This is a genomic window from Microbacterium sp. NPDC076895 (genome assembly GCF_040687115.1).
Classification (GTDB): domain Bacteria; phylum Actinomycetota; class Actinomycetes; order Actinomycetales; family Microbacteriaceae; genus Microbacterium.
This window is the reverse complement of record NZ_JBFBMQ010000021.1, coordinates 1-24,946: the sequence shown is the minus strand read 5'-3', so window position 1 is coordinate 24,946 and position 24,946 is coordinate 1. Positions and strand designations below refer to the sequence as shown.

Sequence of the window (24,946 nt, the reverse complement as noted above, 5' to 3'; positions counted from 1 at the left end):
CCCCGGCTGGCTGCACTTCTACAATCAGCACAGACGCCACTCCGCAATCGGAGCCGCACCCTTCAGCAGACTCAACAACCTGCCTGGACATCACACCTAGCACGGGTGGATGCTCAGCCATCGGCAGCCTCATTCCTCTCCAGATCGCGCAGCATCTGCCGAACGGCTGTGTTGGCGCGCCCCCAGCGTTCGACCACGTGAGCGAGGTCAGCGGCACGGATCTGACCGCGAAGATCCCGCGCAGCGGCGAGCGCCGCCGCAGGCATGCCGCCCTGTTTCGGTTTCATCAGCAGGTCATACGCCGTCTGCGCGGGGGTGGTCACGAGCGCGTCGCCAAGCTCGGTCCGCTCGAGACCCGCATGCAGCTTGTGCAGATCCCGCGGGATGAGGTGAAGGATGCCGCCATGCTCGAGCTCAACCGGCGCCTGTCCTGCCTTCGGCACCGCGGCCGTGGTGGCTCCGATCGCCCGAGGGATCGCCGCCCAGAATCTGGCCGCGCCGATACCCATGAGAACCGCGTTCCGGTTCCCGAACCGCGCAGTCGCGACCGCAAGGCCGGCGGCTTCGAGTGTCGGCTTCCAGGTGCGACCATCGGCGCCGTCGGGCGGCACCGTGTACACACCGTGGGCGAGCCGCGCGACCGCGCCCTGTTCGACAAGCCCGTCGAGGGTGCGCCACACATTGGTGCCGAGTCCGCGCAGATCGGCGTACCGAGCAGTGCGCATCGGGGCACGCTCGATCGTGCGGAGCAGGTCGATGTCGGTGGCCATTCGCACTCTTCCGTATGCTTACTTAGTCTGAGTATACGCATTTTGTATATTCATGCTTAGTGGAGCTGCTCTCCCAGGTTGTGCGCGGCTCGCGGGCGGCGGATGTGGGCGCCGGTCTCGGAGGCATCCGACACCGCCCACACCCGCGTGATCCATGCCGGCGAGACCTCGCTGCAGGAGTACGTCATCCGCCCCGGCGAGCAGGTCGGCGACTGGTTCGAGACGGATGGCGAAGTCATCCACTACGTCATCGAAGGCGCCATCGCCCTCGAGATCGAAGGCCTCGGGATCTGGGAACTCGGCGCCGAGGACGCCGTCGCCCACCCCCCCCCCCCCGGAGCGCTGCGGAACCGCTGGCACCTTCGCGGGGACGGATCCGCACGCGTCGCGTTCGTCTACACCGGCGGGACGTAGGAGACTCTCGTCAGTTCTTTCCTCGTTTGTGCGAATCTTCCTGCATGGAGCTTGATGAGATCCGGCGTGCGGAGAACGAACTGCTGACATCAGCCCTGCGGCGCGACTCGGCACGCTTGGCTGAACTCTTGCATCCAGAGTTTGTCGAAGCCGGTCGCTCAGGGACGTTGTGGTCGCGCGACGAAACGATCGCCGCGCTGGCTCATGAACCGGACCGCGAAACTCCGGCCACGAGTGAGTGGGCCTTACACTCGGTGGCTCCTGGATTCACCCTCGTCACCTACGTCGTTTCGAGGCCAGAGGGCGACAGTCGACATTCCTCCCTCTGGGTCAAGCGCGACGGTCAGCTCCAGATCCGATTCCACCAAGGAACCTTCATCTCACCCTCCGGCTGAGCGGCGAGCCGAGACACCTCAGCGAGACCGTCACCAACGTGCACCGTCGGATACCTACCGCCGCCGAGCAAGGATCGCCCCATGCGGTCGTGGCTGCGGTTGCGGCACAGACCGGGTGTGCGTCTCGATGACCTCGAAGCCAGCCGCGGTGAGTCGTTCAGCTAGGGCCTCGGGCGACCAGCGCCACGCACGAACAACGGCGTGGTCGAATGGCTCAACGTCGGTGCCAACGAAGAATCCGATGAGGAGCGCTCCGCCTGGCTCGAGAACGCCCGCGAACTCATCAAGAGCGCGGCGGATGGTGTCGGGATTGTGGTGGATCAGCGAGTACCAAGCGAGCACCCCAGCCACGCTGCCCGCAGCGAGCGGCAGCTCATCGATGCTGCCCTCGAGCAAGGAGACGTCCTCGTATGCCGTGCGAGCGTGTTCGAGGAACGCTGGTACCTGGTCGATCCCGAGCATGCGGACACCCTGCGCTGCGAGATGCCCAGACCAGTGACCCGGACCGCAACCAGCATCGAGAACGAGGCCGTCGATCTGAGCGGCCCACCTGGAGACCAAGTGCTCGTCCGAGGGGTGCGCGCTCTGCATCGAGCCGAGGAGCGCCATGTACTCGTCGGCGCGGTCCGCGTATAGCGCCTGGATACTCGTGACCATCGTCCAGATCCTAGGTCATGCGTGCGCCCCCCGCGATGGCATCGCGAGCGACGAGTGCCGCACCTCTACCTGTGCAGAATGTCCACAACGGATCCCTTTGCGTGCGGTGCGCGCAAAGGGGGTCGCTGACGTGCTGCGTCAGCGACCAAGTTCGGGGACGCCGTCAACGGGGTGCGGTCGGGTCTCCCGGATTGCAGGAACGCGACCGGTCCGATGTCGGTGATCTCGCTGATGCTCAGCCCCTCGATGGATGTGAGGTGCAGGCGCACCCCGTCAAGGTCATCGGCTCACCAGAACCCGCCGTGGTCCGTCGATTGCCAGGTGGGACGAGTTCCATCGAGCGCGCGCCGCACGTTTCCGATCCGACGAGGCCGATAGCCTCGACGCGGGAGGGTAGATGCGAGAGTCAGGCAGCGAGGTCCGCGGGGTCGTCATCGCAGCGATCGCGGGTATTGCGGTAAACGTATTGTCTTCGTTCTTCGACGGAGACTTCGCACTCCTGATGCTGCTGTTGTGCGTCGCGGTCTTGGTGGCGGTCTTCTGGCGTCGGGGTTCGGCCCAGTCCGGCAACGCTCGAGACCTCGATCGACGTCGCTGGATCGGCAGTGCAAGGTTCTGGGCGATAGCGTTTCTGATCGGCGCCGGGCTTGGCTGGCTCGCGATCCTTCCGATTTTCCCTGCGCAGTTGTTCAAGATCCCCGGCATCGATCGGATAGATCTCGGGGCCTTCTTCTGGTTGCAGGATCTTGGGATACATGGTTACGAACTGTTGGCAGGGGCCTTCATCGCGGTGATGGCTCTAGTGGCTATCATCCGCGGTCAGCACTTCCTGATCGTTGCGCAGTTTGTTCTGGCGGCGGCCGCGGGCATCGTTGTGGTGTTTGCAGCGGCGGCGCCCCACTTTGCCGAACCGGTGGTGACCTATGTAGGTGTCGTGCTCGGAATCTTCCTGTTTCTTGCGCTTTGCATGGCGCTTCCGGGTGCCGGGCGAGTGATCGCGGATTTTTTCCGCCTGCCGTCTACACACCGCAATTCCACGGTCCCGACTTCTCGTGAAGCGAAGGCATCGGCAAGTGATCCCTCGAGCGAAGCTGGTGAGACTGCGCCAAGTAGGGAATGACCAACGACGTAAGTCCGCGTCGAAGTGACGATCTGCCGGAATCCTGAGCGCAACGAACGAAAGCGGAACCCCGTCGCGCACGTAGGTACCCCTTGCGCGCGATGGGATCGAGGCGTGGGGCGGGATCTCGCGAGTCCGCGGAAGCTCTGCGTGCGATCGGCGCACGAGCCTCGCGCCGCAGCGCGTTCAAGTCGAGTTGAAGGCGCCGGTGGGGCCACGGCGAACCGATGAAGGTCAACGAAAAGTGGTTGGAGAGGGGCGCTACGTGATCGCGGCAATCAAGGAGTTTGTGGCGGCCGACGCCCAACTGGGCCCGGGCGCTTAGCTCGGCTTGCGAGCAGTGCCTTTGATCTCGTCCGGGTGGCCGAGTGGACTGGACCAGTGCACGCGCCAGAGCGGATCACGGATCAGCTCGATGTGGTCGTGGGCTGGTCCCACCTTGGGATACTCGATGTCCAGCGTGCGAGTCTCACCTGGCTCCACCGTTCCGACGTTGAGCACCTGCTGCATCGTGGGCAGCGTGAGCACGAGCGTCACGTTCGTCGCAGTGGTCAGCCCGGCGTTCGTGAGTTGTACCGCGGGCTTCTCGGTCTGCTTTGTCCACGGCGACCAGCTAATCGCCCACTGCACGTCGCGGAACTCACGCTCCCGCTCGTCGATCCGACGCTGAAGGTCAAGCGCCTCCTCCGCACGAGCGTTTGCGACGTCCGCTCGGCGATTGGCACCTCGGGCGTACAACAGAGACAACGCCGCGGCGGCGGTCGCGAGCACGGCGACGATCAGGCCTGCGAGTTCCACGAGTCAGCGGATCTCGTCGGACGTGGACGCGTGCGCGTCTGCAGGCTCTGTCGAAGTCGCATGTGGCGTCCTTGGCATTGTCATCGGCTCTGCCATGGAGAGAGAGCGCGTGCAGAGCGACCCGCCGCTCTTCGACGTCGCGAGCACACGCCGAGAAGACGACCATTTCGTCCCCTACCTGCAACCCGGGATTGTCCGTCTTCAGGGAATCGATCGATCCACCTACGATTCACCCGCTCGATCAAGTCGCTCACGAAAGCCGACCCTACTGTGGAGTTGCAGTTCCACCTACCAGTGGCTATCCCCGACTGCGCGTGGCACTCGGCCACCGGGCATCGGCATCGGCGCGCATGTGATGAGCAAGCGCCAGTCGTTGGCGCGACGTGTCGCGCCTGGTAGTAGGGGAATTCGACGGTGGCCGCCGGTACCGTACGAATGTGGCAGAGCTGGGAGATGAGTGGATCGCCGACGATGAGTCCTTCGGTGGGAGTCTCGCCAGAGTGATTCGTGTGGCGGATAACACGCGGGTCGTGTACGCGACCTTTCAGACTGGCATGATCGTTCGCCTGGTCGCCAGCGGCCCAACGCTAATCGACGAGGGTGACATTGTCCTGGTGGGTGACGGGCGGTGGCTCGTGGTGGAACCCGAGCTTTGGGTAGAACCTCGCGGCGTCGGAATCGTCCGCAAGGAAGCCGGAGGGTCGCTGGTAATTGAGTCACCGGGCGGTCTGGTGCTGACGAATGAGGTCGGCCCGGCCGGTGCTACTGCGGGAAACACTGTCCTCTACTCAATAGCGGAGGGCGCGCTCAAGGTCATCGATCCATCTCCTATGCGCACTCGCGACCACGATGATGATTTGGATGATGTGAGTCGTTTCCAGGTAAAACGCGGTATGGGCTCCCTCAGTTATGACGAGTTCGGGGGATACCCGGAGGTGGTTGCGCGCGCTCGGCAGATCATCGAAACGCAGTTCCAACGCAAGGCACTACTAGACAAGATCGGAGCACGGCCGGTGAGGGGCGTCTTGCTCTCGGGGCCTCCGGGAACGGGGAAGACCCATCTTGCCCGCATCATCGCCGAGGAAGCGGATGCTGCCTTCTTCTTGGTGAGTGGTCCTTCAATTGTCTCCAAGTACGTCGGTGACACCGAACATCTGCTTAGGCGGATCTTCGAGGCTGCGCAAGAATGCGAGCGGGCAATTGTCTTCTTCGACGAGATCGACAGCATTGCCGGCGAGCGCAACGAGGGTTCTCATGAGGCGTCTGACCGGCTCGTTGCGCAGCTCCTCACAGAAATGGACGGCTTCGCTGAGCGCTCAGGCAATGTAGTAGTGCTTGCTGCCACAAACCGCCCAGATCGCATCGACCCTGCACTACGTAGACCGGGCCGCTTCGATTGGGAGATCACCTTCGAACTGCCCTCTCCGTCCGATCGACTCGAGATCCTGGAAGTCGATGCGCAGCGTCTGTCCACGGTTTCGCCGTTGCCGTTGGAGGAGATCGCAGACGCAAGCGACGGTTGGTCGGGCGCACGGCTCACGTCGATCTGGACAGAAGCGGCGCTGCTGGCCGCCGCCGCCGGACGCGACTCGATCGATGGAGAGGACTTGTTGGCAGCGTTCGCTGTCGTCGAGCAACACAAGAGTGAGGTTGTGGAATGACATTCGGATTCCGTCGCCGCGCCGCGATGATCGAGGGCGCAACAAAACTCACAGCGTCGACGCTCAAAGCCGGTGTTGGTCCGTTTCGGGAGTTCGCCTATCTAGACGAGACAAGTCTTCAGTCGTTGTTGGTCTCGATCGTTGGCGCTCTGCCTTCTGAGATCACGGCCCTGTCGTCAAGGTCCACCGAGGCTGAACTAGGCGCGACCGCCGGCGCGCCACCCGCCCTTCTTGCCAAGGCTGAAGTGACTGCTCGATTCAAGGGCGCATCGGCGAGTAGCAGCCAGGTGCTGAGCCGAGCGGTCGCGGAGTCATTGTTCAAAAACCTGCACGAGCTCAGCAGTGACCGGTTGGTGTGGAACCCCTCGGCATCTTCGAGAACGCCGTTGAACCTCGACCGGGGTTCTCTGATCGAGATCGACGTCGAACTGCAACCTGACCCGATCTATGGGTTTAATGCAACCATGGGCGTGCTCACCGACTTGGCTGAGGACTATCCCGGACTACTCGACGACCCGACGACGGCGATGATCTTGGGTGAATCCGGCCCTGTGAACAAGGTGTTGGAGCGCATGCTTGTTGGGCTTATTCCTCTCAAGTCAACGGCGCTCGGGCTGCGGGCCGGGATCGTAGATGGCACTGCGGTCGCCGGCACGGCGGCGTACTTCGAGTCACTTGGCGTCCCGAGCCAGGCGCTTCACATCGTCGGGGTTACAGAGCAAGAGAAATACAGGCGCGATGTCCGCCGGGTGCTCTTCTCTAAGGATCGATACACGATCCTGGGGCGCATAAGCCGCGGCGGAATCCAGCCGTCATGGGTCCCCGTCAAGTTGACCGAGGTGATGCGGGATCTGGCTCCTCAGTTCCCCGACGCCATCACCCGAGTTGGTCAGGTCGGGTACTCGACACCCGTGAATACCCGAGAGGAGCGCAACGAGGCCGCACTCAAGCAGGCGCTCGTCAATTTCGCGATCGCCATCGGCCAAGAGGCCGCGGAGGCACGGATCGAAGAGGTGTTGGACTTCGCGGAGCAACTCCGCGGCCAAGCCGCGAACCTCACTAGTCAAGGTGCCGCATTCACTCGGATGGGCGAGTGGCTAGTCCAGTCCGGCATCGCGGCGGACTTGCCTTCAAATGAACGAAGTCTCCGCTCGCAGGCTCGTGCTGGAGCAGGCTTGCAGGCAAGCTCCGGTGCGCGAACGCTCGCCGACTTTGCAGGCGCCAAGCCGGCGGTCGATCCGCCAACAGAAATGCTGCTCGATCTGGATATCGTTGCTATCTACTGGTGAATCTGGCACGGCTCGTCTTCGACAACAGCCGTCCGACTCACCAAGTCGCCCCGTTCGTCTTCGGTGCAGGCCCCGCGGATCGCCGAGCGAACGAAGGCGCGCCGATGCGGAGCGGTTGAAACCACGCACACGCCGTTCAGCCACCCCAAATTTCGCTCGCGAGTGAACGCTGGCGGAACGATGTGCGCGGCGGGGTGCTCGCACGGGTGCAGTTTCGCCCCGTATTGCGGCGTGCCATCCTGAATCGACCCCTTATGGCACGAGTGGGGCGCGCCTCAGCGCCGCGAGCGGGCGCGCAATCGCCTGGACGCTGCACCAGGCTCAACGGGGGGCATCGGAGTGCCGGTTGGCAGTTCGCACGCGAACTGTCTGGGGCGGACTGTAGCGTCGAGTCGTGGATGCTGAGGTGTCGGCGGCGGTTGCCGCATGGGTGGCTGCGGTCGCGGCGGTTGTGTTCGGTGGGACTGGGTTCGTGCTCGGGATCATGGCGTACATGCGCGCCGGTCGAGCCAACGAGGCAGCAACGGAGAGCAACGCGATCGCCGAGGACGCGAACGCTCTCGCCAAGGAGTCGAACCGGATCGCGCAGTCTTCGGTCGAGGTGGTCGCCGCTGCGGATGCGCGGGCGGTCGAGCAGCATGACGTGCGGTGGGACCGCGAGTGGTACGACGCCGGGGTCTTCCGACTCACGAACATCGGCCGCCACACGGCGCACGACGTCGTGGCGAACCTGTACGTCATCGAGGATCGCAAGCATAGGGGTGAGCGCTCGGTAGCCGAGTCGGTGAAAGTCGAACCCGGCGGCCACATCGACGTCGAAGTTGCGAGCCTGGAGCCCCTGCACGCCGCAATGGAACTTGCATACGCCGGTTCCATTGGCGACTCCGGAGTGCGGTTGGTGCCGTTCCAGCCTGAGATTGAGGAGCGGGTGTTCTGGCGGTCCCCGCTCGGGGTGCCGCACGATCACCTGCACGCCGGGCAGGTGTGGTTCGACGATGGGAAGTCGTATCGCCGCCGAGCGCAGTCCACCGAGTCGGCGGAGTAGGACGCCGTCGTGCGCGATCTGCTGACGCAGGTGCTTGACCTGCAACCCGATTGGTCGACCGGCAACTCCGAGGAGATGCAGGTGCGGGGCATGCTGGTGCGGGATGAGCTTCCCGCACGGCTGCGTGCAAACGTTCCCACCCGCGACCGACGCGATAATGAGGGCCACGTGATCGACCGTGGCCTACCGTCGATCAAGCAGCGAGCGCGCCACTGAGGCAGCCTCAGCACCCGGCTGGGGACCGATATTTGCCGCGCGGATGACACGTCGGTGTTCGCAACCCGGTCTCCTAGCGGGTCGACGATGAACGGAGGTGGTACGCGACTCCCTGCACGCCCGCGCAATGCCCGCACGACCAGCCCGTTGCGTTGCGTGGACACCGGGCGTCAAATGCAACACTGCGCGTCGGTCCCAACGCCGCTGAAACACCCACGAAACGTGATAGCCATGAGCAATCAATGATTGCCTCCTAGCATCGCGGTGTGACGACAACTGACAAGTTCACCCTGCGCCCGCGCGTGCAGGCGTTTCTGGCGTCGGGGCGCACGGAGCTACTGATCGACGGCGATTGGCTCCCGGCATCCGACGGCGCGACCTTCACGACGATCGACCCGGCCACGGGATCCATCCTCGCCGAGGTGGCCCGCGGCACAGCACCGGATGTCGACAGAGCGGTCCGCGCCGCGAAGGGCGCCCTGCGCTCCTCGGCCTGGCGCGACATGCGACCCGCCGACCGCGGCGCGCTGCTGTGGCGCATCGCCGACCTCATGACCGAGCACCTCGACGACCTCGCGCAGCTCGAGACACTCGACCAGGGCAAGTCGCTGCGCACGTCGCGGTTCGGCGAGGTGCCGTCGGCGATCAACCAATTCCGCTATTACGCGGGCTGGCCGACGAAGATCCTCGGCGACACGATCCCCACGTCGCTCTCACGCACCCCTCCCGGCAAAGAGGTCTTCGCCTACACGCGCCGCGAACCGGTCGGCGTCGTCGGCGCGATCGTGCCGTGGAACTCGCCGCTCATCATGACGGCCATGAAGCTCGCCCCCGCCCTCGCCGCCGGCTGCACGATCGTGCTCAAACCGGCCGAGAACACCCCCCTCACCGCGATCTACCTCGGCCAGCTCATGCTCGAGGCAGGCCTGCCCGCCGGGGTTCTCAACATCGTCAGCGGATACGGTCACGAGGCCGGGCAGGCTTTGGCGGAGCATCCGGATGTCGACAAGGTCGCCTTCACCGGCTCCACCGCCGTCGGCAAACGCCTCGTGCAGTCGGCCGGCACGCGCCTGGCCCGCCTCACCTTGGAACTCGGCGGCAAGTCGCCCTCGATCATCATGCCCGACGCCGACCTGCCCGCCGCGATCGAGGGCGTCTCGCGCGGCATCTTCGACAACGGCGGTCAGGTGTGCGTCGCCAGCGCCCGCATCTACGCGCACCGGGGTGTCTACGACGACGTCCTCGCCGGGATGGCCGACTTCGGCAGCGGCCTGAAGCTCGGGCACGGGCTCGCCGAAGGCACCGACCTCGGGCCCCTCGTCAGCAAGGCGCAGGCCGACCGGGTCGCCGGCTACATCGACGAGGGCCGCGCCGAAGGTGCGCGGGTCGTGAGCGGCGGCATCCGTGAGGGCGACACCTTCTATACGCCGACCGTGCTCACCGAAGTGACCCCGCAGATGCGCCTCATGCGCGAAGAGATCTTCGGCCCCGTCGCCGTCGTCACCCCGTTCGATGACCTCGACGAGGTGGTCGGGTGGGCCAACGACTCCCCCTACGGCCTGGCCGCGAGCGTCTGGACCGAAGGCCTCAGCAACGGACACCGCATCGCCGCGCAGCTCGAAGCCGGCACCGTGTGGGTCAACTGCCATTCCTTCCTCGGCCCCGAACTGCCCAAGGGCGGCCACAAGGAATCGGGCTGGGGCTACGAGAACGGCCCTCAGGGCCTCGAGAACTACCTGGAGACGAAGACGGTGGTGATGGTGCTATGAGCGCAGATTCCCCGAAGCGCATACTTCTCGGCGCGTTCGAAATGATGAACCCCAACAACGGGATGCCGACCTGGACCGACCCCCGCGGACGCGGCGACGACTGGGACGACCTCTCCTACTGGCTGGGCCTCGCCACGATGCTGGATGACGCCGGCTTCGACTTCCTCTTCTTCGCCGACACCTACGGCTACGCCACCCTCGACGGACGGATGCCTGACGAAGTCGCCGCTCACGGCATCCAGTTCCCGGCCCTTGACCCGATGCTCGCGATCCCGGCGCTGGCCCACGCGACCAGCCAGCTCGGATTCGTCGTGACCTCGCCGACCACGGTCGAAAAGCCCTACGGCACCGCGCGCCGATTCGCGACTCTCGACCGGTTCACCGCCGGACGCATCGGCTGGAACGTCGTGACCGGTTCGTCGCAGGCCACGACCGACGAGCTGTTCGGCGTGACGCAGAAGCTCAGCCACGACGAGCGGTACGACGCGGCAGACGAGTTCCTCGACACGTGCCTGCGTTTCTGGGAGCACTCCTGGGACGAGGATGCCGAGGTCCGCGACCGCTCGCGGGGCGTGTATGCCGACCCGAGCATGCTGCACCGCGTCGAGGTCGACGGCACCTACCAGCGGGTCCAAGGCATCTTCGCGGTGCCGCCGACGCCGCAGCGCACGCCCGTGCTGTTCCAGGCCGGAACCTCCGACCGCGGCCGCGCGTATGCCGCCCGCAACGCCGAGGCAGTCTTCATCCAGGGGCAGTCGATCCCGACCGCCGCCGCGCACGTCGCCGACATCCGCGCACAGGCCGTCGCGCAGGGCCGGCGCCCCGAAGACGTCAAGGTCATCACCGGGATGACGGTGACCGTCGCGCCCACCGAGGCCGAGGCGCAGGCGCTGCGGGCAGAGTACGAGGCGGTGCTGGGGCTGGATGACGCGGCGGTCATGTTCGCCGGCATCACCGGGATCGACCTCACCGGTATCGACCCCGACACCCGCGTCGCCGACCTGCACACCGACCTCGGGCAGACCCTCATCAACCGGTACGCGCGCACCGATCCCGACATCCGGGTGCGGGCGGTGCTCGACCAGTTCCGCACCAAGGCGATCCGCGGGTTCCAGATCACCGGCTCGCCCGAGCAGGTAGCCGACGAGATCATCGCGATCGTCGACGGATCCGGCATCGACGGCATCATGCTCGAACCGACGTTCGGCGGGCCGGCGTCGTACGAGGCGTTCATCGAGCTCGTCCTGCCGATCCTGATCGAGCGCGGCCGCGCCGGAACCCCGGAGGGCGCGACCCTGCGCGAACGCATCAACGGCTCGCCGCGCCTCGCCTCGACCCACCGCGCGCACCGCCTGACCGCCACGGATGCCTCAGCCGAGGCATCCGTCACCGCGCCGCTTGCCGCCGCCGCGACATGACCCGCCTTCGCTTGCCCCAATACGCGCGATACCTCAGCAGCGCACGGCGTGTTGCGGCAAACGAAAGGGATCGACCGAGACCCCAGACCAGACACCCCACCCTCGTTTGCCCCAAAACGCACCGCGCCCGAGCAGCCCACGGCGTGTTGCGGCAAATGAAGGGGGACTGCAGAACCACCACCCCACCGAGACGCCCACCCCACCACGAAGGACTCCACGTATGAAAGCCGAAGCCGTCGAGGCGGTGATCCGCGGGCTCAAGCGCGCCGGGGTCTCCGTCGCGACCTACCTGCCCGACTCGCTCCTGAAGGAGCTGTACCCCGCGCTGGATGCCGACCCCGACATCCGCACCATCCCCGTCACCAACGAGGGCGAGGGCGCCGCGATCGCCGGAGGCGTGTTCCTCTCGGGCAAGCGGGCGGTGCTCGTCATGGAGAACTCGGGCCTGCGCGCCGCGACCGAACACCTCGCGCGCCTGGGCCTCGGCGCCGGCATCCCGGTCGTCATGATCATGAGCTACCGGGGCGAGCTCGGCGAGAACAACTGGTGGGCGATCCCGCACGGCATCACGATGGAGCCCCTGCTCGGGGCCCTGCGCACCCCGTACCGCATCGTGCGCGAGGTCGATGAGGTCGAGCAGGCGGTCGTGGATGCCTACGAGACCGCCTATTCGTCGTACTACCACGCCGCCGTCGTCCTGGGAGGAGGGCTCGTCCGATGAGCTACAGCAGATTCGAGGCCATGGAGCTTCTCGGCAAGCGCCTCACCGACGACGCTCTCGTCATCTTGTCCCTCGGCGGCGCCGTGGACGAGTGGTACAACGCCGCCCCGCACATGCGCGAGGCGAGCCTGTTCCAGCAGCAGCTCGGATGCGTCAGCGGTGAAGCCTTCGGGCTGGCCGTCGGCCTGCCCCACCGCCAGATCGTCTCGCTCGACACGGACGGTGGGCTGCTCTTCAACCTCGGCATCCTCGCGACCCTCGGCAACGAACAGCCGGAGAACCTCTTCATCGTCGTGTGGGACAACGAGCAGTACCAGTCGATCGGCGGACCCGCGACCCACACCGCGAAGGGACGAGTCGACCTCGCCGCGATCGCCCGCGGCGCCGGTGTCGAGAAGGCCTTCACGGCGCACACGCTCGAGGAGTTCGACGAGCACTGCGCCGCCGGCCTTGCCGCGACCGAGCCCTACATCGTGGTCGCCAAGACCGACGGCATCCTGCAGCCCGGCATCAAGCGCAAGCACTCGGACGGCCGCGAAGACAAGTACATCTTCGTGCGCCACGTCGAGAAGATCGAGGGCGTCACGATCATGGGCCCCAGCGAGCACAACTGATGGACCGCGGCTGATGGGCGTCGTCGCGGCCCCGACCGGCGCCTACGATTACCTCGTCGTGGGCGCCGGTGCTGCCGGATGCGTGCTGGCCGCGCGCCTCAGCGAGAACCCCGACGCGCGCGTGCTGCTGATCGAGGCGGGCCCCGACCATAGGGGGCTCCGCGAGATCCTGGATGCCGCGCACTGGGATTCTCTCATTGGCGGCCGCTTCGACTACGGCTACCGGTCGGCACCGACCCCGCACGTGCTGGGGCGTTCGATCGCGATGCCGCGCGGCCGGGTGCTCGGCGGCAGCTCGTCGACCAACGCGATGCTCTGGTACCGCGGCGGCCGGGCCGACTACGACGCGTGGGCGGATGCCGGCGCCACCGGCTGGGGCTACGACGACCTGCTGCCCTACTTCCGTCGCTCCGAGACCCGACCCGGCGGCGACCCGGCCTACCGAGGCCTCGACGGACCGGTGCGCGTCGCGCCGCTCTCCCGCGTGCATCCGATCGCCACCGCGCTGCTGGACGCCGCATCCGCGCGCGGGCTGCCCGTGCTGGACGACGCCAACGGCCCGTCGAACGAAGGCGCAGTGTTCGCCGACTACAACGCCATCGAGGGCCCCGACGGATCGTTCGAACGCTGGAGCACCGCCCGCGCCTACCTCGAACCCGCGCTGGCCCGGCCGAACCTCGACGTCCTCGTCGACAGTCCCGTGCACCGGATTCTGCTGCAGGGCACCCGGGCGACCGGCGTCACGCACCTCGTCAACGGACGCGACGTGACCACGACCGCGGAGCGCATCGTGCTCGCCGCGGGAGCCATGGACACCCCGCGCTTGCTGCAGCTGTCGGGGATCGGCGACGCCGACCGGTTGGCGGCTGTCGGCATCCGTCCCCGGCACGCCCTGCCCGGCGTCGGCGAGAACTTCCAGGACCATCCGCTCGTGCTCGGCGTCAACTTCCGGGCCCGCGACGGACTCGGCCCGGTCATCGGCAACGGCGGCGGAACGATGCTCAATTGGCGCAGCTCGTACGCCGAACGCGGCCCCGACCTGCACACCGTCATCGCCCACGGCTCCCGCGGCGACGAGGCCCTGCACGCGCGCTACGACCTCGCCGGCGATCGCTTGTTTGCGCTCGTGCCGGGGCTCTACGGGTCGCGCTCGGTCGGGTGGGTGCGCGTGCGCTCGGCTGATCCGATGGTGCCGCCGGAGTTCCAGCCGAACTACCTCGCCGACCCGAAGGATCTCGTCGCGATGGTCGAGGCGATGGATGTCGCGCAAGAGCTCGTCGCCGGTCCCGCCTATGCCGACCTGCATCCGGAACCGCTGACGCCTCCGCCGTCGATGATCGATCGTGCCGAGCGTGTGCAGTTCGTGCGTGAGAACGTCGGCAGCTTCTTCCACGGCGTCGGCACCGCGCGAATCGGCACTGACGAGCTCGCGGTGGTCGACCCGGAACTGCGGGTGCGAGGGCTTGAGGGCCTCTGGGTCGCGGATGCCTCGGTCATGCCGATCATTCCGACGGCGAACACGCAGGCCCCGACCGTCGCGATCGCCGAGCGCGCCGCGGAGCTCATCACCGCCGGCTGACCCCCTGCGTCGGGGAGAACAGCCTCTGTCGGATTCCAGGCTCACCTGCATCCGACAGGAACCGAAGCATCCGGCTGAAACGGATGCCGCGCTACGCCTCGCCGCGCAAGACATCCCCGGCATGGATGCCGATGGCAACCCAGTCCGCGAGTTCGGCGTCGTCGGCCACCCGCTCAGCGGGCACCCGCAGCCAGGCATCCCCCATGGTGCGCCCGTTCCCCATCACGACGGGAACCGCACCGCGAGCCAGGCGATCGGCGCGCTGGCTTGGGTCTGTCCGCACCATCGCACTCCCGCCGCGCTCCGCGACGATAGCGAGAGCTTCGCGCACCATGAATCCGATGCCGCCGAACATGCGCATTTCGCGAACCTCGGCATCCGTGATGATCCCGCGGATCCGCGCCGCCAGCTGCTCCCGCTCGTCGGATGCCGACATCCCGCCCCCCTCGGCCTCGCACCGTCTTGGCGCGAGCGTACTCTGCGCGAAACACCGGCGCGATAGCGTTCCTCCATGATCCCGATCGAGAACCTGCTGGCGTTCATGCTGACGTCATTGGTGATCATCGTGATCCCCGGGCCGAGCGTGCTGTTCGTCATCGGCCGCGCCATCGCGCTCGGCCGCCGTGCGGGTGTGCTCAGCGTCGTCGGAAATGCGCTCGGCACGATCCCCGCGATCATCGCTGTCGCTTTCGGGGTCGGTGCGATCGTCGCGTCGTCGATCGTCGCGTTCACCGTGATCAAGATCGTCGGCGCGCTCTACCTCGTCTACCTCGGCATCCAGGCGATCCGCCACCGCCATGCCCACATCCCCGGCGTCCAGCAACGGCCGACCCGCACCCGCACGCTCCTGGCCGAAGGCTTCATCGTCGGGCTCACCAACCCGAAGACGATCGCGTTCTTCGTCGCGGTGCTCCCGCAGTTCGTCGATCCCGCTGCGGGCCCGGTGTGGGTGCAGCTCCTGATGCTCGGACTCGTCTTCGAGGCGCTGGCACTGGCATCCGACAGCATCTGGGCACTCGCAGCCGGAACTGCGCGCGCATGGTTCGCTCGCTCACCCCGGCGTATCTCGACGCTCTCCGCGACCGGCGGCGTCATGATGATCGGGCTCGGCGGCGCGCTCGCGCTCACCGGGTCGAAGTCCTGACGGGGCGTCTCACTCGGGGAGCCGAAGCCCCAGGTCGGCACACGTGACGCCCGGAGTCTCCGGAAACACCGCGAGAGTGTCATCCCGCTGCACGCACACGAACAGGTCTGGCACCGGATAGGTCTGCCCGTCGTTCGGCGGTGGCCCGTCGAGGCCAGCGCCGAGCAATCCGATACTCCATACCGACGCGCACAGGTCGATCGCTCGGGCGACGCGGTCTCCGTCATCCGCCGACGGATCGCCCACCTGTTGCACAACGCTGTCGACGGATGCCGCCTCGAAGCAGGATGCCGAGTTCTGGCGTAACTCCGTCGACGCAAGCGCGAGCAGCGTCCCCGCGGTGGTCGCGGCGACGAGCACCCCGGCTCCAACGAAGACACCCACCTTCTTGCGGACGCGCGACCGCGCACGAAGGCGCTGCACATCGCGCATAAGCGCTGTTCGCATCCGGTCGAAGTCCGGCTCCGGCGCCGTCATCGCTCGCCCCACTCTGCCGCGTCATCGCGCACTCGGCGGACTGCCTGACGGTAGCCAAGCCCTTCTTCGGTACAGAGCCGGAACACCTCCCGATCAGCCCACGCGAGGGTCGCGATGATCCTCTCGACCTCGCACCAGCCGTCTGACGAGCGGTCGGACGCGATCTCTTCTGCGGCACCCGCCGCCCGGTGCCACCTCCTCCGGCGTGACCTCTCACTCCGAAAGAGGTCCTTCGACAGAGAATCCGCCGTGACGATCAGCCACGGCAGGCACGATGTGCCCGCGAGCGTGATGCGCCGGCACTTGCGCCACAGCATCAGAAAGACGTCGTGGGTGGCCTCCTCCGCGAGCAGTCCAGCGCCGAGGCGGTCTGCGACGACCCCGTACACCGCGCGAACGTGTCGTTCGTGCAACGTGCTCAGCGCCGAATCGGCACCCGCCCGTAGCCCGTCCAACAGCGCGACATCATCGCGCGGGTAGCCTCCCGCGGGGTGTCGACCCCCATGCCGGAAGGCCTGGGTCGAATCCGCCACCCGACGCCCCCTCCGACGCGCATCAGTCAAACGCGTCCCATTCTGCCCTGGTGCGGGATCACGCCGATACGGCGAGCACGGCATCCAGCGCGAGGAAGGCGCCGCGGAACTCTGCGCGCAGCCGCTCCTTCTGAGCGTCATCGCAGAAGGCCGCGTCGATGCCGTTGAGGGCGATCTGCTTGGCCTCGTCGGGGGTCACGCCCATGAGGCGTAGTCCCTCGGTGTACTCGCGGCCGATGTCGGTGCGAAAGAACATCGCGTCGTCGGTCGAGACGTTCACGGCGAGCCCCTCGTCGATCATGCGACGGATGCGGTGAGCCTCATCGATCGTCCACCCCGAGCAGATCGTCGTCGATAGCGGCGTCGCGGCGAACCCGATGCCCCGCTCACGAGCGAGAGCCACGATCGCCGGGTCATCGACGATGCGGTAGCCGTGGTCAAGTCGGTCGCAGCGCAGCTCTTCGATCGCGACGCGGACGGCATCCGGGGTCGCGTGATCGGTCTCGCCGACGTGCGCCGTCAAGAGGAAACCGTGTTCGCGAGCCAGCTCGTACGCTTCAATGAACCGCCCCGGGTCCTCCTTGTTCTCGGGTGTCAGATCGTCTTGCCCGAGCCCGACCACCTCGGGTCGAGGGTGCGCGATCATCTCGTGCACAAGATCGACGGCGGATGCCGCGTCAGCGCGCCGATTGATCGCGACGACGATGCGGAACCCGACGCCGAAGTCCTTCTCGGCGCGCGCCAGCCCCGCGATGATCGGGTCGATCACCTCGGCGTATGACAGCCCTCGTTCGGCGAAGTACTGCGGGTTGACGTAGTACTCGCGGTATCGGAGGTTGCCGTCGGCGACGGCTGACGCAACCCCGTCGTAGGCGACGCGCTCGAAATCTTCGGAATCACGCAGTACATCATGCGCGAAACGGAATGCGACGAGAAAGTCCACCAGATCGGCGAAGTCGAACAGCTTGTCGGGGTCGGTCGTCGGCAGCTCGACACCGTGCTTCGCCGCCAGCTCGATGAACAGCTCGGCGCTCATCGTCGATGCGAAATGGCAGTGCAGCTCGGTCTTCGGCAGCAAGCGCAGGTAGTCGGCGTACGAGATCACGCGGGCACCTCCCCAGACGTGCGAGGCGCCGTTCGCCCCGGAACCTGTTTCACCACGAGCAGCCGGTAGGGCTTCCCGTCAGCTGACCACCACCGGTGCGTGGTGCCGCCGGTGTAGTAGACGGATGCCCCCGGGTCGAGATCGCACGTCCGGGCGCCGAGCTCGATGCGTACGTGGCCTTCGATCACGTAGAGGAACTCGTCTTCAGCGTGGACGAATCGTTCGCCCGGCTCGAGGCTGTCGGAGACGACCTCCATCGGATGGAACGTGCGCGCACGCTGCGCCAGCATCCTGGCCGTCCCCGACGCGAAGCCCTCGGGGATCTCCCCCTCGCCGGGCCGGCTCACCTCGACGAACGGCCCCGACTCGTCTGGCGCGTCGGCGGCAGCGATGAGCTCGATCGGGCTGGTCTCCAGCGCGATGGCGATTCGCCGGAGCGACCCCAGGCTCGGCTGCGCGAGCCCACGCTCGAGCTGGCTGAGAAACGGATGCGAGAGCTCCGTTCGCTCGGCCAGCTGCACGAGTGTCAGGCCGCGGGTCTTGCGCAGCATCCGGATGTGGCTTCCCAGGCGAGCGCCTGCTGCACGCTCGTCGAAACCGTCGGGCATGCTCATGCGGCTGAGCGTACTCCGGCGGCGCTCGCGTAATCGTCGACCAGCGCGAGGTAGGCGGACCGGCGCGCGGGTGTGAGCCAGGAGGCGTGGAACGAGTTGCGCGCAAGCTCCACGAGGTCGGATGCCGAAAGCCCTGCCTGATCTGCAAGCGCGACGTAGTTGTCACCGACGTAACCGCCGAAGTAGGCGGGGTCGTCGGAGTTGATGGTCACCCGGACACCGGCGCGAAGCAGCGAGACGATCTCATCGGATTTCATCTGCTCGGTGACGAAGGAGTTCGATACCGGGCAGCAGGTGAGCCCGATGCCGCGCTCGAGCACTGTCGCGACAAGCGCGGGGTCTTCGACGATGTTGGTGCCGTGGTCGATGCGGTCGACGCCGAACTCCAGCGCTTGTCGGATGTGCTCGATAGACCCGGGCTGGTCGATGTCGCAGTGCATCGTTACGAGGAACCCTTCGGCCCGTGCCCGCTCGAAGACTGCGGCGAACTTCGCGGGCGGGTTGTCGCGCTCGTCGGAGTCGAGGCCTACCCCGATGATCCAGTGCCGATAGGGCAGGGCCTCCAGCAGCGTCGACATCGCGTGTTCGGCCGAGAGATCGCGCAGGAAGCACAGGATCAGCTCCGCCGAGATGCCGAGTTCGGCCTGAGCCCGCACGATCGCACGGCGATAGCCGCCGATCACCGCCCCGAACGGGATGCCTCGACCGGTGTGCGCCTGCGGATCGAAGAAGAGCTCGGCGTGCACGACGCCCTGCTCCTTCGCTTTCAACAGATACGCCCAGGCGAGGTCGTGGAAATCGTCAGCCGTTTGCAGCACGGCCATCGCCGGGTAGTACACCGCGAGAAAGCTCGTGAGGTCGGTGAAGTCGTATGCAGCCTTCACGGCTGCGACATCGCTGTAGGGCAGGGTCAGGCCATTTCGCTGCGCGAGCGCGAACATCATCTCCGGCTCGAGGGTGCCCTCGAGGTGAAGGTGCAGCTCGGCCTTCGGAAGCCCGCGGGCAAAGCTCGCCAGCTCGGGTGGTGCCATGGTGCGCTCAGATGCCCTTCTGCGGGTGCATCGCCATGCGAGCCAGCACGACATCCTCCACGATCTGGATGATGTTGTAGAGCACGAGCGATGCAGCGGTGACCGCCACGACGGATGCCCACAGTGCTGCGAACTGCGCCTGCGGGATGAATCCGCCGATCGATCCACCGATCCCGCCGCCAACCGCGAGCCATTCGGCAAGCAGCGCTCCGGTGATGGCACCGGGAACCGAGATGCGTACTGCGGCGAAGAAGGCGGGAAGCGAGGAGGGGAAAGCGACCTTGCGGAGCTTGGTGAAGGAGCCGCCGCCGTAGACATCCACGAGGTCGTTCATCATCGGCGGCGCGGACTTGAGACCGAACGAGATGTTCACGAGAGCCGGGAAGAGCACGACGATGCCACCGATGACGGCGACCGTCCAGAAGTCACGGCCGAAGATCAGGATGATGACGGGGGCCATCGCGATCAGCGGAACAGACCGCAGCAGCATCGCGACCGGCATCAGAGCGTGCTCGATGCCCTTGTTGAGTTCGAACGCGATCGCCGCGACGAGGGCGACGACAAGGCCCGCAACGAACCCGATCGCGGCATCCCCGAGGGTGACCGCGAGGTTGCCCATGAGCATCGCACGGTTGGCTTCGGCTGCCGGGACGGTGAACAGGTAGTTCCAGACGTCGACCGGGCCCTTGGCGATCAGCGGCGAGAGCTGGAGTGCCCAGAGCAGCCCGACCCAGATCACCAGAACGGCGACGATCGTCAGGACGAAGGTGAGAGTCGACCACCCCAGTGCACGTAGAACCGCGCGGGTGGACTGGGCGCGCAGCTTGGCGTTGAGCTTTGCTGCTTCGGCCTGGACGTCGGTAGCCCCGGTGAGTGTGATCTGCGCCATCGTCAACGTCCCTTCGACCAGGGGGCGATCGCCTTGGCGATCCACCCGACGAGCGCGAACCCGAGAAGCGCGACTGCGCCGCTGAGAAGCGCCAGCGCCCACACCTGCGGTCCGTTCGAGGCCTGCTGGGCGAGGATCATCGCCAGACCCACGCCGACCTCGATCTTGCCGAAGAATTCACCGAGCACTGCGCCGAGGAAGGCGGCGGGCACCGCGATCTGCAGCGCGCTGAGCGTGGCAGGGAGCGCCGCGATCAGCCGCACTTTCACGAGTTGGGTGAACTTCGATCCGCCGTACACCGTCACCAGGTCAAGGCTGGACTTGTCGGCCGACTTCAGGCCGAGAAGCGCGCCGACGACAGTCGTGAAGAACACCGACAGAGCAGCGAGCAAGATCGCGGTGCCACTGGGCTCGCCGACCTTCGGAGGAGTGATGACGATGACCGCGAGCATGCCGATCGCGACGATCGGGATGCAGTACGTGAGGATCGCGAGCTGCATAGCGAGCCCCTCGAGCCGGGGCACGAGGAGCACGAACGCCGACAGCAGCAGCGCGAGCCCATTGCCCCAGAGGTAGCCGATGCCCGCCTCGGCAAGAGTCACCGCGAAGTTGCTGAGGTAGTACTGCGGGCCGGTTTCGATCATCACCTGAATGACCTGGAACGGCGTGGGGATAGCGCTAGCACCCGAGGGCCCGACGTTCGAGAACACGGTGGCCGCCAGGATCCACCACAGCAGGATGATGCCGATGCCACCGATGACCCCGATCACCCACGGGGGAAGACGGAAGTCCTCCCACTCGATCGCGCGCCCGCGCGTGGGGTTCTCAGTGGTCATCCGCCGCTGCTCCTCCGGCACCGAACAGCAACTCGGATGCCTGGTCGACGTAGGCGTGGAATTCAGGGGTGCGCATCATCTCGGGCGTGCGCGGACGGGGAAGGTCGATGGTCATGACCTCCTTGACCCGACCGGGGCGCGGACTCATGACTGCCACCTGGTCGGAGAGGAAGATCGCCTCCGAGATGCCGTGGGTCACGAGGAGTGTGGTCGCGGGCTTCTCGGTCCAGATGCGCAGCAGCTCGAGGTTCAGCTTCTGCCGGGTCATGTCGTCGAGGGCACCGAAGGGCTCGTCGAAGAGCAGCACTTCGGGCTTCATGATCAGCGACCGCGCGATCGACACGCGCTGGCGCATGCCGCCCGACAGCTGTGCCGGCTTGGCCTTCTCGAAGCCCTTCAGGCCGACGAGAGCGATCATCTCGTCGACGTAGGCCTTGTCGACGGAGGCTCCCGCGATCTCGAAGGGAAGGCGGATGTTCGAGAGCACGCTGCGCCAGGGCAGCAGCGCCGAATCCTGGAAGGCGATGCCGAGCTTGTTCTCTTTGCGCAGCTCCTTCGGGCTCTTCCCGTCCACGCGGGTCGTGCCGCTGGTGGGCTGCTCGAGACCGGCAAGGATGCGCAGGATCGTTGACTTTCCGCATCCTGAGGGTCCGAGAAGGGAGAGGAAGGTTCCCTGGTCGGTGTGGAGATTGGCGTCTTGCAGCGCCGTGACGGTCTTTCTTCCCGTGGTGAAGACCTTGTTCAGTCCGGAGATCTGCAGGCCGGTGCCCAGGGACTCGCCCTGGGCACCGGTCTCGGCAGAGCCCGTCGTGAGTACTGAACCGGATGCGGTGGGTTCGGTCACGATGGATTCTCCTTGCGTGTTTCTGATCAGCCCGCGTAGGCGATCAGGTCGGGGTTCTCGGCGTAGACCTCTTCGAGGAGCGAGAGGTCGAACAGGTCCTCGGCCGTCAAGGTGATCCCGGCACCGGCGAGGCTGGCGATGGTCGCCTCCTGCAGCTCCGGGGTGATCCAGAAGAGGCCGAACTCCTCGGTGTCGGGCGACACGACGAGCTCTTCGGACTGCGCGATCGAACCGGCGGTGGAGTTCTCCGGGTTCAGGTCGAGGTCTGCTCCGTAGACCTCGTAGGCCAGGCGAGCGCCCTCTTCGGGGTCGTTGACCGCGTCGGTCCAGCCCTTGATCTCGGCGACCAGGTACGCCTTGAGCTTCTCGCGGTCGTTCGCGATCATGTCGTCGGTCGTGGTGATGGTCTCGGCAACGAACGGCAGTCCGTTGTCAGCGAAGGGCAGGTTGGCGACGTCGAAGCCGGACGCGGCGACCGTGATCGCCTCGTTGGTCAGGTAGGCCATGAAGCCGTCGACCTCACCGTTAGTCAGCGGCGCCGGGTCGTACTGCACGGGCACGATCTCGAGCTCGGACTCGTCGATGCCGTTGGCGGCAAGCAGAGCCTTGAACAGCGCGGTGTTCGAGTCCTGAACACCGATCTTCTTGCCCTTGAGGTCTTCGGGCGTCGTGATGTTGCCGCCGTCAGCGAGCGAGAGGATCGTGAAGGGGTTCTTCTGGTAGACCGAGCCGATGATCTTCAGCGGCGCGCCCTCGGCTGCGACAACCGAGCCGATCGAGACGGCGTCGGAGAACGCGACATCAGCCGTGCCCGAGATGAGCTCGGCGGCACCGGTCGAAGGACCAGGCGTGAGGGTGACCTCGTCGAAGCCTGCATCGGTGTAGTAGCCGTTCTCCATGGCGAAGAAGTCGCCGGCGAACTCTTCGTTCTTGATCCAGCTGAGCTGAACGGCAAGCGTTCCGAAACCCTCTGCAGCGTCACCGCTGCTGGACTCGGCCGGGGTGGACCCACCGCTGGCGCAGGCGCTCAGTGCAAGCGCCGAGACGGCGACGGCTGCGACGGCCATAGCTGACCGGCGCACGATTCGGGAGGAAAGAGATGTCATGTTTGCTGCGTCTCCTGATTGCGGATGAATGGGACACTCGGTGACGCACGACTACGGGACTCGTCGGGTCGTCGAGTCCGACCGTACGAGATGTAGATTTCATGAACACTCGCCGGACTGTTTCGTCCGCGTTACCGAATGCACGGATGCGGCGAGCAGCTGCGTGATTCAGGCAGCGCGCTCAGCGCGGCAGGATGATGCCGGAGGTGGGGGCGCAGGCGATGCCCTCTTCCACGCCCGGCTGGGACCTCGGCACGTCGGGTGTTGACAGCGCGGGATGCACCGGCCCGGTCGCGTCCCGCAGAGCTTCACCGCGTCCGCCTGAGCGCACCATGACGATCTCGGCGAGGATCGACAGCGCGGTCTCCTCAGGGGTGCGGCCTCCGAGGGCGAGGCCGATCGGGGAGCGCAGTCGCTCAGTCTCGGCATCCGTCACTCCGGCTTCGCGCAGACGGCGAGCTCGGTCATCATGCGTGCGACGGCTGCCCATCGCGCCGACATACCCGGCGGGGCTGCGCAGGGCGATCGTGAGCGCGGGCACATCGAACCGAGGGTCGTGGGTGAGCACGCAGATCGCCGTGCGCGCATCGATCGGGGTACGCGCGAGGTAGTCGTGCGGCCACTCGTGCACGACCTCGTGCGCGTCGGGAAAGCGCGCGGGGGCGGCGAAGGCATCCCGGGGGTCGCAAACAGTGACCTCGAACCCGGATGCCGCGCCCAGCCTGCTGAGGGCGACCGAGAACTCGACGGCCCCGATGATGATCAGGCGTGGTGCGTGCGGGAACGGGACGCCGAGCACCTCGAGCGGGTCGGCATCAGTTCCGTACCGCAGGGTGAGGGCGTGGTCATCGGTGCGAAGGCGCGCCAGGTCGGCGTCGAGAGCGCCACGGATGCCGGAGTCGGTCGTGGCGGGGAGGTCGGCGTCGACACGCTCACGCTCGCGGTCGAGGAGGAGCGCGCCGCGACCGGCCCCGGCGGTGACGATGCCGAGCGCGCACGGTTCGCGGCGCAGGATGGCGGTGTGAAGGTCGGCGATCGCCGTCGCAGCGGGTGTGCCAGGAAGAACGGGGAGCACCAGGACGTCGATGACGCCGCCGCAGCTCAGGCCGGCCTCGAACGCGGTCTCGTCAGAGATGCCATAGCGGACGCGGGTGGACTCGCCAGTCTCGATCGCTTGGAGGCACAGGTCGTGCACGTCGCCGTCGACGCAGCCTGCCGAGACGTTGCCGAAGACGACGCCATCGGCATCCACGATCATCGCGGCACCGAGTTCGCGCGGCGAGCTCGCCTGTGCCGACACGAGCACCGCGAGCGCGAACTGACGCTCCTCGGCGACCCAGGCCGCAGCGGAATCGAGGATCTCTCGCATGCTCACCTCCCGGACTCCTGCCTATCATCCGGGTGTTTCTTCGAGATTGCGACAGCCGCCTCAGGCCGAGCGCCGGCCCGAACGTCGGTGGCGCGGCGTAGCCTCGGGGCGTGAACCGCACCGTGCTGACTGAGCGCCTGCGCTCCGTGGATGATCAGCTCGCGCGGCTCGACGCGGATGCCGCGTCCTTGCGCGCCGACCGCGCTGACGCGACAGCCGACGACGAGCATGACCCGGAGGGGTCAACGCTCTCGGGCGAGTGGCAGCGCGTCGAGGCACTCCGGGACGCGGCGGTGCGCGAGCGCGCTGCGGTGATCGATGCGCTGGAGCGTGTGGACGCGGGCACGTACGGCAGCTGCATCCGGTGCGGGCAGCCGATTCCGGCGGCGCGGCTGGAGGTCATGCCGACCGCGACGATGTGCGTCCCGTGTGCCTCGGCCTAGCTGTGATGTCCAGGCAGGTTGTTGAGTCTGCTGAAGGGTGCGGCTCCGATTGCGGAGTGGCGTCTGTGCTGATTGTAGAAGTGCAGCCA

The 24,946-nt window shown here is 66.6% G+C and carries 28 protein-coding genes; 14 read left to right on the top strand and 14 right to left on the bottom strand.

What is annotated here, in order from left to right:
* Positions 1 to 113 precede the first annotated feature (113 nt).
* A complete protein-coding gene (locus AB0O89_RS14315; protein WP_363498917.1) occupies positions 114 to 770 on the bottom strand; it encodes a hypothetical protein in 657 nt (218 codons plus the stop codon).
* 102 nt (positions 771 to 872) lie between these two features.
* Here AB0O89_RS14315 and AB0O89_RS14310 point away from each other — a divergent pair, with 102 nt between their 5' ends.
* Both AB0O89_RS14310 and AB0O89_RS14305 read left to right on the top strand, forming a co-directional pair.
* Positions 873 to 1,184 carry a hypothetical protein gene (locus tag AB0O89_RS14310; protein ID WP_363498914.1) on the top strand — a complete coding sequence of 104 codons (312 nt, stop codon included), beginning with the start codon at positions 873 to 875 and terminating at the stop codon, positions 1,182 to 1,184.
* A 44-nt stretch (positions 1,185 to 1,228) separates the two neighbouring features.
* Positions 1,229 to 1,579: a nuclear transport factor 2 family protein gene (locus tag AB0O89_RS14305; protein ID WP_363498912.1), complete on the top strand. Its 351-nt coding sequence runs from the start codon at positions 1,229 to 1,231 to the stop codon at positions 1,577 to 1,579.
* A gap of 54 nt (positions 1,580 to 1,633) precedes the next feature.
* Here the strand turns inward: AB0O89_RS14305 and AB0O89_RS14300 are convergent, their stop codons facing one another.
* Positions 1,634 to 2,236, bottom strand: a complete 603-nt coding sequence (locus AB0O89_RS14300) for a class I SAM-dependent methyltransferase (RefSeq protein ID WP_363498909.1) — start codon at positions 2,234 to 2,236, stop codon at positions 1,634 to 1,636.
* 397 nt (positions 2,237 to 2,633) lie between these two features.
* On the opposite strand from AB0O89_RS14300, the gene AB0O89_RS14295 reads away from it, so the two are divergent.
* Positions 2,634 to 3,356 carry a hypothetical protein gene (locus AB0O89_RS14295; protein ID WP_363498906.1) on the top strand — a complete coding sequence of 241 codons (723 nt, stop codon included), beginning with the start codon at positions 2,634 to 2,636 and terminating at the stop codon, positions 3,354 to 3,356.
* A gap of 321 nt (positions 3,357 to 3,677) precedes the next feature.
* Here the strand turns inward: AB0O89_RS14295 and AB0O89_RS14290 are convergent, their stop codons facing one another.
* Positions 3,678 to 4,154, bottom strand: a complete 477-nt coding sequence (locus AB0O89_RS14290; protein ID WP_363498903.1) for a hypothetical protein — start codon at positions 4,152 to 4,154, stop codon at positions 3,678 to 3,680.
* Positions 4,155 to 4,591: 437 nt separating this feature from the next.
* On the opposite strand from AB0O89_RS14290, the gene AB0O89_RS14285 reads away from it, so the two are divergent.
* The 9 genes from AB0O89_RS14285 (at position 4,592) to AB0O89_RS14245 (ending at position 14,466) form a co-directional block, all read left to right on the top strand.
* Positions 4,592 to 5,815, top strand: a complete 1,224-nt coding sequence (locus AB0O89_RS14285) for an AAA family ATPase (protein WP_363498900.1) — start codon at positions 4,592 to 4,594, stop codon at positions 5,813 to 5,815.
* Complete coding sequence (locus AB0O89_RS14280) at positions 5,812 to 7,104, top strand: hypothetical protein (RefSeq protein WP_363498897.1); 1,293 nt, start codon at positions 5,812 to 5,814, stop codon at positions 7,102 to 7,104. Before AB0O89_RS14285 ends, AB0O89_RS14280 begins: the two co-directional genes overlap by 4 nt.
* A gap of 394 nt (positions 7,105 to 7,498) precedes the next feature.
* Positions 7,499 to 8,149 (top strand): hypothetical protein, encoded by a 651-nt coding sequence (locus AB0O89_RS14275; protein ID WP_363498894.1) that lies wholly within the window; start codon positions 7,499 to 7,501, stop codon positions 8,147 to 8,149.
* Positions 8,150 to 8,158: 9 nt separating this feature from the next.
* Positions 8,159 to 8,365: a hypothetical protein gene (locus tag AB0O89_RS14270; protein ID WP_363498891.1), complete on the top strand. Its 207-nt coding sequence runs from the start codon at positions 8,159 to 8,161 to the stop codon at positions 8,363 to 8,365.
* A gap of 266 nt (positions 8,366 to 8,631) precedes the next feature.
* Entirely contained in the window at positions 8,632 to 10,134 is a 1,503-nt protein-coding gene (locus tag AB0O89_RS14265; RefSeq protein WP_363498889.1) for an aldehyde dehydrogenase family protein, read from the top strand.
* Positions 10,131 to 11,552, top strand: coding sequence for an NtaA/DmoA family FMN-dependent monooxygenase (locus AB0O89_RS14260; protein ID WP_363498886.1), 1,422 nt, complete (start codon positions 10,131 to 10,133; stop codon positions 11,550 to 11,552). The genes AB0O89_RS14265 and AB0O89_RS14260 overlap by 4 nt, the downstream gene beginning before the upstream one ends.
* A 220-nt stretch (positions 11,553 to 11,772) precedes the next feature.
* Positions 11,773 to 12,273, top strand: coding sequence for a thiamine pyrophosphate-binding protein (locus AB0O89_RS14255; RefSeq protein ID WP_195692721.1), 501 nt, complete (start codon positions 11,773 to 11,775; stop codon positions 12,271 to 12,273).
* The gene (locus tag AB0O89_RS14250; RefSeq protein ID WP_363498883.1) at positions 12,270 to 12,887 is read left to right on the top strand and encodes a thiamine pyrophosphate-dependent enzyme; all 618 of its coding nucleotides are present in this window, start codon (positions 12,270 to 12,272) and stop codon (positions 12,885 to 12,887) included. Before AB0O89_RS14255 ends, AB0O89_RS14250 begins: the two co-directional genes overlap by 4 nt.
* 13 nt (positions 12,888 to 12,900) lie before the next feature.
* Positions 12,901 to 14,466, top strand: a complete 1,566-nt coding sequence (locus tag AB0O89_RS14245) for a GMC family oxidoreductase N-terminal domain-containing protein (RefSeq protein WP_363498880.1) — start codon at positions 12,901 to 12,903, stop codon at positions 14,464 to 14,466.
* A gap of 91 nt (positions 14,467 to 14,557) precedes the next feature.
* Here AB0O89_RS14245 and AB0O89_RS14240 read toward each other — a convergent pair whose 3' ends face one another.
* Positions 14,558 to 14,902: a TfoX/Sxy family protein gene (locus AB0O89_RS14240; protein WP_363498877.1), complete on the bottom strand. Its 345-nt coding sequence runs from the start codon at positions 14,900 to 14,902 to the stop codon at positions 14,558 to 14,560.
* A 75-nt stretch (positions 14,903 to 14,977) separates the two neighbouring features.
* Here AB0O89_RS14240 and AB0O89_RS14235 point away from each other — a divergent pair, with 75 nt between their 5' ends.
* Positions 14,978 to 15,610, top strand: a complete 633-nt coding sequence (locus AB0O89_RS14235; RefSeq protein ID WP_363498874.1) for a LysE family translocator — start codon at positions 14,978 to 14,980, stop codon at positions 15,608 to 15,610.
* A gap of 9 nt (positions 15,611 to 15,619) precedes the next feature.
* On the opposite strand, the gene AB0O89_RS14230 is transcribed toward AB0O89_RS14235, so the two are convergent.
* The 10 genes from AB0O89_RS14230 to AB0O89_RS14185 form a co-directional block, all read right to left on the bottom strand.
* On the bottom strand, positions 15,620 to 16,087 hold the full coding sequence (locus AB0O89_RS14230; protein WP_363498871.1) for a hypothetical protein: 468 nt from the start codon (positions 16,085 to 16,087) through the stop codon (positions 15,620 to 15,622).
* Positions 16,084 to 16,620, bottom strand: coding sequence for a sigma factor (locus AB0O89_RS14225; protein WP_363498868.1), 537 nt, complete (start codon positions 16,618 to 16,620; stop codon positions 16,084 to 16,086). Before AB0O89_RS14225 ends, AB0O89_RS14230 begins: the two co-directional genes overlap by 4 nt.
* A 58-nt stretch (positions 16,621 to 16,678) precedes the next feature.
* Positions 16,679 to 17,725, bottom strand: a complete 1,047-nt coding sequence (gene add, locus AB0O89_RS14220; protein WP_363498865.1) for an adenosine deaminase — start codon at positions 17,723 to 17,725, stop codon at positions 16,679 to 16,681.
* Positions 17,722 to 18,339, bottom strand: a complete 618-nt coding sequence (locus tag AB0O89_RS14215; protein WP_363498862.1) for an XRE family transcriptional regulator — start codon at positions 18,337 to 18,339, stop codon at positions 17,722 to 17,724. Before AB0O89_RS14215 ends, add begins: the two co-directional genes overlap by 4 nt.
* On the bottom strand, positions 18,336 to 19,370 hold the full coding sequence (locus AB0O89_RS14210; protein WP_363498859.1) for an adenosine deaminase: 1,035 nt from the start codon (positions 19,368 to 19,370) through the stop codon (positions 18,336 to 18,338). Before AB0O89_RS14210 ends, AB0O89_RS14215 begins: the two co-directional genes overlap by 4 nt.
* Positions 19,371 to 19,377: 7 nt before the next feature.
* Positions 19,378 to 20,259 (bottom strand): ABC transporter permease subunit, encoded by an 882-nt coding sequence (locus AB0O89_RS14205; RefSeq protein WP_363498856.1) that lies wholly within the window; start codon positions 20,257 to 20,259, stop codon positions 19,378 to 19,380.
* Positions 20,260 to 20,261: 2 nt separating this feature from the next.
* A complete protein-coding gene (locus tag AB0O89_RS14200; RefSeq protein ID WP_363498853.1) occupies positions 20,262 to 21,095 on the bottom strand; it encodes an ABC transporter permease subunit in 834 nt (277 codons plus the stop codon).
* Complete coding sequence (locus AB0O89_RS14195) at positions 21,085 to 21,867, bottom strand: ABC transporter ATP-binding protein (protein ID WP_292713187.1); 783 nt, start codon at positions 21,865 to 21,867, stop codon at positions 21,085 to 21,087. Before AB0O89_RS14195 ends, AB0O89_RS14200 begins: the two co-directional genes overlap by 11 nt.
* Positions 21,868 to 21,965: 98 nt before the next feature.
* Complete coding sequence (locus AB0O89_RS14190) at positions 21,966 to 23,045, bottom strand: ABC transporter substrate-binding protein (protein WP_363498850.1); 1,080 nt, start codon at positions 23,043 to 23,045, stop codon at positions 21,966 to 21,968.
* Positions 23,046 to 23,226: 181 nt separating this feature from the next.
* Positions 23,227 to 24,414, bottom strand: a complete 1,188-nt coding sequence (locus AB0O89_RS14185) for an XdhC/CoxI family protein (protein ID WP_363498847.1) — start codon at positions 24,412 to 24,414, stop codon at positions 23,227 to 23,229.
* 110 nt (positions 24,415 to 24,524) lie between these two features.
* Here AB0O89_RS14185 and AB0O89_RS14180 point away from each other — a divergent pair, with 110 nt between their 5' ends.
* Positions 24,525 to 24,857 (top strand): TraR/DksA C4-type zinc finger protein, encoded by a 333-nt coding sequence (locus AB0O89_RS14180; RefSeq protein WP_363498844.1) that lies wholly within the window; start codon positions 24,525 to 24,527, stop codon positions 24,855 to 24,857.
* The last annotated feature ends 89 nt before the right edge of the window (positions 24,858 to 24,946 follow it).